Source organism: Paraburkholderia dipogonis (genome assembly GCF_042680985.1).
GTDB classification, from domain to species: domain Bacteria; phylum Pseudomonadota; class Gammaproteobacteria; order Burkholderiales; family Burkholderiaceae; genus Paraburkholderia; species Paraburkholderia phytofirmans.
Genome location: NZ_JBHUFR010000014.1, coordinates 150,420 through 160,270, shown reverse-complemented (window position 1 = coordinate 160,270; position 9,851 = coordinate 150,420). Strand labels below are relative to the sequence as shown.

Below are 9,851 nucleotides of genomic sequence, written 5' to 3'. Positions count from 1 at the left end.
CGATGCCGATTTCCCGGAGTGGGCCGGCTGGAGTTTCATTGGCGATGATCCGACGCCCGACAGCCTGTGCGATTCGCCGACGATAAAGCGCTGGCTCGACGTCAATCATGCGGGGCATGTGAGCCACGCCGATGCGGTGAGTGCTCTCGGGACGGATGCGATCCGCGAGCGCATGGCGCGAGCCGTGTGCAGGTTTCCATCCGAGTGGAGTCGTGACGGACTGGCGGCGCGGTATGGCTGGCTGAAGAGTCCGCATGAGGCATTGGCCAATCCGTTGTCAGATGCGGACTTCAATAAACTGATGGACCATGCGCGCGATCTGGCGTTCTGGGAAGACATCAGCGATCCTGATCTGCCTCATGCCAATGAGCTGTGGCATTTGCCGCCGACGGCGTTTATCCGAAACATGAAAAGTTGCAACTGGCTAAGCGTCGAAGAACTGGCGCAGTGCCTCCCTCGTCGATCGTTGACCGGACAGATAAGCTGGAACGACGCGTATCAGCGGGCAATCGTGCATTACAAATCGGTGAACATGCTCCGTCGTAAATATCTTGGCGACAGCATGCCTAGACTGCTGCATTTCCTCGCTCAAACTTACATTGAAACAGGCGTCCTAAGTCTAATGAACGAGGGAGGCGCTGGCCACGGCAAGCCGTATGGGCCATTCTACGGACGAGGCTACCTTCAGCTTACTTGGCCGAGTAATTACGAGGAATATGGAGTCTTCAGACATCTGCCGAACATCGTTGGATTGACATATTCCGACGCACGGATTACCGCCACGAGCACACATGAGTGGTCAAATGGCGCAACGCCCCGTCGTTGGTTTCCTCGCTTCGATCCTGTCACAATCGCTTCCAATCCTACTGACGCCGCGGAATCCTCCGGCATGTTTTGGGTTTCTAAGCATTTTAGGGGAAAGACAAACATTAACCGTGCGGCAGACCTTGGCGTAGTCCCATCCGTTGTCGGCTTTATAAGCTGGCTAATTAACGGCGGTGCCTCAGGATACGCAAATCGCCAGCAGTTCGCCGCGTTGCTTCGCCGCGTCCTGATGGACGATACCAGTCCCCTCCATGAGGAGACCATTACCTATCCCCCGTTGGTACCGTCGGGTCACCCCACGCTATGTCAGACGTTCCCGCCCGCGACCGTCCCGGCAACATCATCCATCCAAGTTAGCTATGTACCGCAAATTCCTTAGCATTGCCATTGTCGCAATCGGTTCTGACGTGAATGCAGGCGAGTTGGTTACGCTGCCGCAAGCGTGGCGCGAGTCCCATTACGCCTCCTGCTATTCTTCGTTGAAAGCCGGAATGTCAGACACATACGGTAGCCGTTTTGACGATGACGAGAATATATTGCAGTTTCGCCGTCATATTGGATCGCATGACTTTGTGATCGCAACCGACACGACTTCTGGAACCAACGCTCAAAAAACAGTTTTTGAGCAACGTAATTCGAATAGTTGGTGCGTGGTTCTAACTTCGCCACCTGTCGCAGCCTTGACTTCTGGTCCTGTCTCGGCAACATCGCGGCGTCCATTGATGTGGACGACCGTTACCCAAGCTCCCCCTGGTTTTCAGGGAGTGAAAGTTGTGTACAAGTGGAACTCCAAAGATCTGATCTACTTGCCGCTCAGTTGTTACAAGGGCAGCGAAGGGCGCTGGAAGTCATTCGACTGCAACGATGCCTACCAAGATTAACCGCCCCAAAATCAAGCAATGTGATTAGGAAATTTAGTGATCAATCTTATCCGACTCGGCGACACCACTGACCACGGCGGCGAAGTCATCACCGCTTCAGACACGAAGCGCTACGGCGGCCGACGCGTAGCCCGCGAGGACGATCTTGTGAAAATGTCCGCTGTGCCCTGAAGTCGAATGTGATTCTCGAGGGCGACAGCAGGTTTACCGATCACGGTGTGCCCGTCGCGCGTCATGGGCATCTCACTATGTGCGGTCGCCGGCTGGTTCCCAGCCTGAGTAGCAACCTGTCGAGTTTCGATACAACGCACTTGCCAGGCGCCGGCATGTGATCGAGTCAGTCTGCCGGTCCACGTACAGAGGCATGCACAAGCAAGGCTGACGGCGATCCTCCCACGCCTTCATGCCGGTATGAAATATGGTGGACCGGCACCTTCGAAGGAAAGTGCGCGATTACTCGTGTCGTTTCGTCGTTCAGCCGTCAGGAGCCAAAAAACCGCACCACCCCCACCGTCAAGTCGCCGCCGCCCCAGCGCGCCGCCCCTTCCTCGCCTCCCACCTGACCCGAATCCGATCCATATAAAGATACACAACCGGCGTCGTATAAAGCGTGAGCATCTGACTCACAATCAACCCACCCACAATCGCAATCCCCAGCGGCGCCCGAAGCTCCGCCCCTTCACCCCGCCCGAACGCCAACGGCAAAGCCCCCAGCAGCGCGGCAAAAGTCGTCATCATGATCGGCCGGAACCGCAGCAAACAAGCCTGGTGAATCGCATCGCGCGACGACAACCCCTGCCGGGATGCTTCAATAGCAAAATCCACCATCATGATCGCGTTCTTCTTCACAATACCGATCAGCAAAATCACCCCAATTAACGCGATGATGCTGAACTCCGTCTTGAACAGCAGCAACGCCAGCAACGCGCCGACACCCGCGGAAGGCAGCGTCGACAGAATCGTCAGCGGATGGATATAGCTCTCGTACAACATCCCCAGCACGATATACACGGCGGCCAGCGCGGCCAGAATCAGAATCGGCTGGTCGGACATCGACTGCTGGAACGCCTGCGCCGTCCCCTGGAAACTGCCATGGATCGTCCCCGGCATGCCGATCTGCGCCATCGTGTCGTAGATTGCCTGGGTCGCCGTCGATAGTGAAACGCCCGGCGGCAAATTGAATGAAATCGTCGAGGCCACGAACTGGCTCTGGTGATTCACGGAGAGCGGCGTGCTGCCCGGCCCGAAGCTCGCGATCGCCGACAGCGGCACCATGGTTTCCTTCGCGGTCGACACCGCCGCGCCCGACGAAGCGCTCGACTTGCCGCTCGCCGCAATCGAATTGATCGCCTGATTGCGCGCGGAGTCGGCGGCAATGCTCGCCGCGCTCGAAGCGGTCGTGCCCGCGGTGCCACCGGTCGTCGCGCTGGTCGAAGTGGCCGTTGCAGCGGCGGTCGCGGCCTTTGTCACCGTGCCCGCCGGCGCGTTGGTGGTCTGCGCGCCGCTCGCGCTGCCACCCGACGTGCTGATGTAAATCTGCTTCAGCATGTCCGGGCTCTGCCAGTACTTCGGTGCGACTTCCATCACAACGTGATACTGATTCAACGGGTTATAGATCGTCGACACCTGGCGCTGGCCGAACGCGTCGTACAAGGTGTTGTCAATCTGCGCCGGCTTGATGCCGAGGCGCGCGGCGGTGGCCCGGTCGATCGTCACCATCGCTTCGAGGCCGCCTTGCTGCTGGTCGGAATTCACGTCCGCGAGTTCGGGCCGCGCCTGCAGCGCCTCGGTGAGCTTCGGTCCCCACAGGTACAGGTCGGGAGTCGAATCGGCCAGCAGCGTGAACTGGTACTGCGCGTTCGATTGCCGTCCGCCGACGCGAATGTCCTGCACCGCCTGCAGGAAGGTCCGCGCGCCGGCTACGTCGCCGAGCGGCGCGCGCAGCTGCTGGATCACCTGATCGGCGGAGTCCTTGCGCTCGGACTTCGATTTCAGCGTCACGAACATGAAGCCGGAATTGGTTTGCCGCCCGCCTGTGAAACCGGCCACGCTTTCCACCGCCGGATTCTTGCCGACGATCTCCATCATCTGCGCGAACTTGCCTTTCATGGACTGGAACGAGGTGGCCTGGTCGGCCTGAATGCCGCCCACCAGCCGCCCCGTGTCCTGCTGCGGAAAGAAACCCTTCGGCACGATGATGTACAGCCACACGTTCAGGCCGATGGTCAGCAGCAGGATCGTCACGATCAGGCGCGGATGCAGCAGCGCCCAGCCGAGCGTGCGTTCATAACCGCGCTGCATCGACGCGAAGCCGCGTTCCAGCCAGCGGCCGAAACGTCCTTCTTCCTTCTTTTCGTGCGGCTCGCGCAGGAGGCGCGAGCACATCATCGGCGTGAGCGTGAGCGAGACGATCAGCGACACGCCGATCGCCAGCGAGAGCGTCAGCGCGAATTCACGGAACAGGCGCCCGACGATGCCGCCCATCAGCAAAATCGGCAGGAACACGGCGACCAGCGAGATGCTGATGGACAGCACGGTGAAGCCAACTTCGCGCGCGCCGAGGAAAGCCGCCTTCATGCGCGGCACGCCGTTCTCGATATGTCTTGAGATGTTCTCCAGCACCACGATCGCGTCGTCGACCACGAAGCCGGTCGCGATGGTCAGCGCCATCAGCGAGAGGTTGTCGATCGAAAAACCGAGCAGGTACATCGCGCCGAACGTGCCGATGATCGAGATCGGCACGGCCACGCTCGGAATCAGCGTGGCGCGCCAGTTGCGCAGGAACAGGAACACCACCATCACCACCAGCGCCACCGCGACCACCAGCGTGCGCTCGGTATCTTTCAGCGAGGCGCGGATCGTGGTGGAGCGGTCGGCGGCCGGCGCGATGTCGACGTCGGCGGGCAGCGACGCGTGCAGTTGCGGCAGCATGGCCGTCACACGGTCGATGGTGTCGATGATGTTCGCGCCCGGCTGACGGTACAGAATCACCAGCACCGAACGTTTGCCGTTGAAGAGGCCGAGGTTGCGCAGATCTTCGACCGAATCGACCACCTCGGCGACGTCGGAGAGCTTCACCGCCGAGCCGTTGCGATAGGCGATGACCAGATCCCTGTATTGCGACGCCTTGCTGGCCTGGTCGTTGGTATAGATCTGCACGCGGTTCGGACCGAATTCGATCGAGCCTTTCGGGCTGTTCGCGTTGGCCGCGGCAAGCGCCGCGCGCACGTCTTCGAGACCGATGCCGTAGTGCGAGAGCGCATTCGGTTCCAGTTCGACACGTACCGCCGGATTGGCCGAGCCGCTCACGTCCACTTCGCCGACGCCGTCCACCTGCGACAGCGACTGTTGCAGCACGGTCGCCGCGGAGTCGTACAACTGGCCGGCCGTGAGCGTTTTCGAGGTAAGCGCCAGAATCAGAATCGGGGCGTCGGCAGGATTGACCTTGTGGTACGTCGGATTGCTGCGCAAGCTCGCCGGCAGATCGGCACGCGCCGCGTTGATGGCGGCCTGCACGTCGCGCGCGGCGCCGTCGATGTCGCGGTTCAGGCCGAACTGCATGGTGATGCGCGTCGAGCCGACCGAACTTTGCGAGGTCATTTCGGTGACGTCGGCGATCGAGCCGAGATGCCGTTCAAGCGGACTGGCGACGCTGGTCGCCACGGTATCCGGACTCGCGCCCGGCAAACTGGCCTGCACCGAAATGGTCGGGAAATCGACCTGCGGCAGCGGCGCTACCGGCAGCTTCGTGAACGCGAAAATACCGGCCAGCGCGATGCCGATCGCCAGCAGCGTGGTGGCGACCGGGCGGGAAATAAACGGACGCGATAGATTCATCGCTCAGTTCCCCGCGTCGCTGACGGGCGGTGTCGCGCCTTTGGACGGCCCGCCGCGATTGAAGCGTTCACGCGCGCGGCGGCCGAGCGAGTCGAACGCGAGGTAGATCACCGGCGTGGTGAAGAGCGTCAGCAACTGGCTGACGATCAACCCGCCCGCAATCGCGATACCGAGCGGACGGCGCAATTCGGAGCCGGCGCCGGTGCCGAGCATCAGCGGCAGTGCGCCGAGCAGGGCGGCGAGCGTGGTCATCAGAATCGGCCGGAAGCGCAAGAGGCACGCCTGGTAGATCGCTTCGCGCGGCGGCTTGCCTTCCTCGCGTTCGGCGTAGAGCGCGAAGTCAATCATCATGATCGCGTTCTTCTTCACGATACCGATCAGCAGCACGATCCCGATGATGCCGATGATGTCGAGATCATGTCCGGTAATCAGCAGCGCCAGCAGTGCGCCGACACCGGCCGAAGGCAGCGTCGAGAGAATCGTGATCGGATGGATAAAGCTCTCGTACAGCACGCCCAGCACGATATACATCGTGACGATCGCCGCGAGAATCAGGAACAGCTCGTTCGACAGCGACGCCTGGAACGCCAGCGCCGCGCCCTGGTAGCGGGTCTGGAACGACGCGGGCAAGCCGATGTCCTTCTCGGCCTGATCGATTGCCTTGACCGCCGCGCCGAGCGACGAACCCGGCGCGAGGTTGAACGACACCGTGGTGGCCGGGAACTGGCTCAGGTGCGTGACCAGCAGCGGCGCGGGTTTCTCGATGAAGCGCGCGATCGACGACAGCGGAACCTGTCCGCCCGTGGACGTGGAAGAGGGCAGATAGATCGACTTCAGCGATTCGGTGTAATGCTGCATCTCCGGCTGCGCTTCCAGAATCACGCGGTACTGGTTCGACTGCGTGAAAATGGTGGAGATGATGCGTTGGCCGAACGCGTCGTACAGTGCGCTATCCACGGTGGCCGGCGTGATGCCGTAACGCGACGCGGTGGCGCGGTCGATTTCGATGTAAACCGACTGGCCGTTGTCCTGCAGGTCGGTGGCCACGTCGGCCAGCTCGGGCGACTGCTTCAGACGTTCGACCAGCTTGGGCACCCACGTCGTGAATTCGCTGATATTCGGATCGGTCAGCATGAACTGGTACTGCGTCGGGCTGACGGTCGAGTCGATGGTCAGATCCTGCACCGGCTGCATGTACAGCGACGCGCCGGGAATATGCGCCACGTCACGTTGCAATTGGCGGATCACTTCGCTCGCGGTGTTGCTGCGGTCGTCGCGCGGCTTCAGGTTGATCAGCATGCGGCCGCTGTTCAGCGTGATGTTGCTGCCGTCTACGCCGATGAACGAGGTCAGGCTTTCCACGTCGGGATTCTTCAGGATCTGCGCGGCGAGTTCCTGCTGGCGCTCGGCCATCGACGCATACGACACCGACTGCGGCGCCTGCGTGATCGCCTGGATCACGCCGGTGTCCTGCACCGGGAAGAAGCCCTTCGGAATGAACACATATAGCACGCCGGTCAGCACCAGCGTCAGCACCGCGACAACGAGCGTGGAGCGTTGCCGGTTCAGCACCCACGTGAGCGCGACCGCGTAACGCGCGATCACCCAGTCGATCGCGCGGTGCGCTTTGGCTTCGAAACGGTGGCTCTCGTGCGGTGGCGTGTGGCGCAGCAGTTTGGCGCACATCATCGGCACGAGCGTGAGCGACACGACCGCCGAGATCACGATCGTCACGGCGAGCGTAATGGCGAATTCGTGAAACAGCCGGCCGACCACGTCGCCCATGAAGAGCAGCGGGATCAGCACGGCGATCAGCGAGACCGTCAGCGAAATGATCGTGAAGCCGATCTGTTTCGAGCCCTTCAACGCGGCTTCGAGCGGCGTTTCGCCTTCCTCCACGTAACGCGCGATGTTCTCGATCATCACGATCGCGTCGTCCACCACGAAGCCGGTCGCGATGGTCAACGCCATCAACGACAGGTTGTCGAGCGAGAAGCCGCACAGGTACATCACGGCGAGCGTGCCGATCAGCGAGAGCGGCACCGAGAGACTCGGAATGATGGTCGCGTAGACGTTGGCGAGGAACAGGTACATGACCAGCACGACCAGCACGACCGACATGGCCAGTTCGAACTGCACGTCGCGCACGGAGGCGCGGATCGTGGTGGTGCGGTCGGTGACGACTTCCACGTCGAGCGCGGCGGGCAGCGCCTGCTGCAACTGCGGCAGCAGCTTCTTGATGCTGTCCACCACCTGGATCACGTTCGCGCCCGGCTGACGCTGCACGTTCAGAATGATCGCGGGGGTGCCGTCGACCCACGCGCCGAGCTTGGTGTTCTCCGCACCCTGCACGATATTGGCGACGTCCGTCAGCATCACCGCGCGGCCGTTCTTGTACGCGACCACGGCGCTCTTGTAGGCGTCGGCGTCGGTCAACTGGTCGTTCGCGTTGATCGTGTAATTGCGCGTGGGGCCGTCGAAGTTACCCTTCGGCGTGTTGACGTTCAGGTTCGAGATGGTAGTGCGCAAGTCGTCCAGATTCAGACCGTACGCGGCGAGCGCGCGCGGGTTCGCCTGAATCCGCACAGCCGGGCGCTGGCCGCCCGACAGGCTCACCAGACCCACGCCCGCCACCTGCGAAATCTTCTGCGCGAGACGCGTGTCGGCCAGATCCTGCACCTGCGTGAGCGGCAGCGTCTTCGAGGTGATCGCGAGCGTGATGATCGGCGCGTCGGCCGGATTGACCTTCGCGTAGATCGGCGGCGCGGGCAGGTCGGACGGCAGCAGATTGCCGGCCGCGTTGATGGCGGCCTGGACCTCCTGCTCGGCGATATCGAGCGGCAGATCGAGACTGAACTGCAGCGTGATGATCGACGAGCCGGCCGAGCTTTGCGACGACATCTGATTCAACGACGGCATCTGCCCGAACTGACGCTCGAGCGGCGCGGTGACCGACGAGGTCATCACGTCCGGGCTCGCGCCCGGATAGAAGGTTTGCACCTGGATGGTCGGGTAGTCGACCTCGGGCAGCGCCGAGAGCGGCAGGAAGCGCAGCGCGACGAGACCGACCAGCATGATCGCCGCCATCAGCAGCGCGGTGCCGACGGGACGCAGAATAAAGGCGCGAGATGGATTCATGCGGTAAGTGCCGTGCCTTTATTGCGAGGCTTGCGCCGGGTGTTTGCCATGATGCGCGTGGGCGCCGGATGCGCCCGATGCAGCGGCCGCGCTGCTTGCCCCACGGGCACCCGATGCGCCACGCGGCTTGTCGGCCGGAATCGTGATTTTCGCGCCTTCCTTCAGGCGGTCCGAACCGTCGATCACGACGCGCTCGCCCACCGCCAGACCGGACTTGATGCTGGTGCGTTCGCCATCCACGGGGCCGATCTTGACCGGCCGCACGGTCACCGTGTTATCCGCCTTCACGACGTACACGAACTGTCCCATCGAGCCGTTCAGCACGGCCGGCGTCGGCACGATCACGGCGTCCTTGATCGTATCGACCAGCAGGCGCGTATTCACGAACTGATTCGGGAACAGCAGGTTCTTGCTGTTCTGGAAGATCGCGCGCAACTTGACCGTGCCGGTGGTGGTGTCGATCTGGTTGTCCAGCGTTTCGAGCATGCCGCCTTCGAGCGACGTGGTGTTGCTGCGGTCATACGCCGTGACCGAGAGCTTCGCGCCCGACTGAGTCTGCTGGATGATCTGTTGCAGATTGTCTTCGGAGGTCGTGAAGATCACGCTGATTGGCTGCAACTGCGTAATCACCACGAGGCCGTTGGTCAGGCTCGGCGTCACGTAATTGCCCGGATCGACCTGGCGCAGACCGACGCGTCCCGACACCGGCGCGGTGACGCGCGCATACACGAGGTCGAGTTTGAACGTGTCGATATTGGCCTTGTCGGACTTCACCGTGCCTTCGTATTGCCGCACCAGCGAGGCCTGCGTATCCACCTGCTGGCTGGCGATGGAGTCTTGCGAGAGCAGCGTCTGGTAGCGCTTCAGGTCGAGACGGGCGGTTTGCAGCAGGGCCTCGTCGCGGGCGAGCGTGCCTTGCGCGTTGTCGAGCGAGATCTGATACGGGCGCGGGTCGATCTGGGCCAGCACGTCGCCCTTCTTGACCATCTGACCTTCCTTGAAATACACGTCCTGCAACACGCCGCTCAACTGCGGCAGCACGGTGACGTTGGCCAGCGGCGTGACCGTGCCGAGGGCGGTTAGCACCACCGGCATTTCGCCTTGCGTCGCGGCCGCCACGTGAACCGGCTGCGGCATATTGCCCATTGCGCCGCCGCGGCCAGCGCGCCC

4 protein-coding genes and 2 pseudogenes are annotated in these 9,851 nt (G+C 62.1%); 3 read left to right on the top strand and 3 right to left on the bottom strand.

The window, feature by feature from the left end:
- The 3 genes and pseudogenes from ACFSNN_RS20125 to ACFSNN_RS20115 all read left to right on the top strand — a co-directional run.
- Positions 1-1,204 (top strand): annotated as a pseudogene (locus tag ACFSNN_RS20125) (hypothetical protein); the annotation flags it as partial.
- The gene (locus ACFSNN_RS20120) at positions 1,185-1,706 is read left to right on the top strand and encodes a hypothetical protein (protein WP_134456434.1); all 522 of its coding nucleotides are present in this window, start codon (positions 1,185-1,187) and stop codon (positions 1,704-1,706) included. The pseudogene ACFSNN_RS20125 and the gene ACFSNN_RS20120, both read left to right, overlap by 20 nt.
- A gap of 36 nt (positions 1,707-1,742) precedes the next feature.
- Positions 1,743-2,038, top strand: a pseudogene (locus ACFSNN_RS20115) (PAAR domain-containing protein).
- 181 nt (positions 2,039-2,219) lie between these two features.
- On the opposite strand, the gene ACFSNN_RS20110 reads toward ACFSNN_RS20115, so the two are convergent.
- From ACFSNN_RS20110 to ACFSNN_RS20100, 3 genes are all read right to left on the bottom strand, one after another.
- The gene (locus ACFSNN_RS20110) at positions 2,220-5,543 is read right to left on the bottom strand and encodes an efflux RND transporter permease subunit (RefSeq protein ID WP_377689412.1); all 3,324 of its coding nucleotides are present in this window, start codon (positions 5,541-5,543) and stop codon (positions 2,220-2,222) included.
- A gap of 3 nt (positions 5,544-5,546) precedes the next feature.
- Positions 5,547-8,681 carry an MdtB/MuxB family multidrug efflux RND transporter permease subunit gene (locus ACFSNN_RS20105; RefSeq protein WP_134456433.1) on the bottom strand — a complete coding sequence of 1,045 codons (3,135 nt, stop codon included), beginning with the start codon at positions 8,679-8,681 and terminating at the stop codon, positions 5,547-5,549.
- 18 nt (positions 8,682-8,699) lie between these two features.
- Positions 8,700-9,851 (bottom strand): MdtA/MuxA family multidrug efflux RND transporter periplasmic adaptor subunit (locus tag ACFSNN_RS20100; RefSeq protein WP_377779187.1); only part of this gene is annotated, 1,152 nt, incomplete at its 5' end.

Excerpts from the sequence above, each read along its gene's own strand:
- ACFSNN_RS20105 (WP_134456433.1), bottom strand. The coding sequence starts at position 8,681 with ATGAATCCATCTCGCGCCTTTATTCTGCGTCCCGTCGGCACCGCGCTG.
- ACFSNN_RS20110 (WP_377689412.1), bottom strand. The coding sequence starts at position 5,543 with ATGAATCTATCGCGTCCGTTTATTTCCCGCCCGGTCGCCACCACGCTG.
- ACFSNN_RS20120 (WP_134456434.1), top strand. The coding sequence starts at position 1,185 with ATGTACCGCAAATTCCTTAGCATTGCCATTGTCGCAATCGGTTCTGAC.